Origin of the sequence: Oryzibacillus soli, from assembly GCF_051594765.1 — a bacterium.
GTDB lineage: Bacteria > Bacillota > Bacilli > Paenibacillales > NBRC-103111 > Paenibacillus_AR.
Genome location: NZ_JBPPGJ010000078.1, coordinates 1 through 789, shown reverse-complemented (window position 1 = coordinate 789; position 789 = coordinate 1). Strand labels below are relative to the sequence as shown.

Genomic DNA, 789 nt, shown 5'->3' with positions numbered 1-789 from the left:
GAATGTTATTCAAATTGGTTCAGGGTCTACAGTAATTACGCATAACGTTGTTGTATTCACGAACCCTCACTGGCTTAAGGGGCGCCAGCCCCGGGTCCGACGGACTTAGCCAGTGCAGGGTTGTCTGCTGATTCCACTTCTCCGAAAAGCCTCTGCAGACCAAGGGCCGCCAGGCCCGCCGCGTGAATACGGTGTTATGCGATGCCAACTTCTTCTTCGATATACTTACATTGCTTAGAATTTATAACTTACCCGATAAAAACTACTATTCCTTCTTCACTAAATACTTCACTCAATTTATTCTCTAATAACTCAATTCTTGTAATAATATGACTTTGTTCATTGTAAGTTAGTGTTTTCAGACCATAATCTTTAATCTGTTTGAGTTCACTTAATAGTGTAGGTAGTTCTTTTTTTATAAGATCGATTCCAGGGTTAAATAGAGGAACTAATTTAAGTTTTAAGTCTTGTATTATTGGTACCCAACATTTATGAAAGAACTCTTCTGATGCAATTGGTACATAAAAATCTCTATTTGGGGGTTCTATTATTATTGCCGCTATAGACAAAAACATCTCCTCCTTGGAAACCAAGTTCCTTTGAACCGTTTTCATTATTGATCTCATTTATTTTTTAGTTGGTTTCGCATAACGTTGTTGTATCTACGAACCCACACCACCTTAAGGAAGCCGATCCAAAAGCGCAGCTGGATCCCGACCGGCCGCGCGCGGTTAGGTGGTGCAGGGTTGTCTGCTGAATCTTCTTCCCCGAAATGCCTCTTGCAGACCG

Annotated in this window: 1 protein-coding gene; it reads right to left on the bottom strand. The window is 41.2% G+C overall.

The window, feature by feature from the left end:
* Positions 1 to 248: 248 nt before the first annotated feature.
* Positions 249 to 569, bottom strand: coding sequence for a hypothetical protein (locus ACSEXW_RS28220; RefSeq protein ID WP_438449512.1), 321 nt, complete (start codon positions 567 to 569; stop codon positions 249 to 251).
* Between the last annotated feature and the right edge of the window lie 220 nt (positions 570 to 789).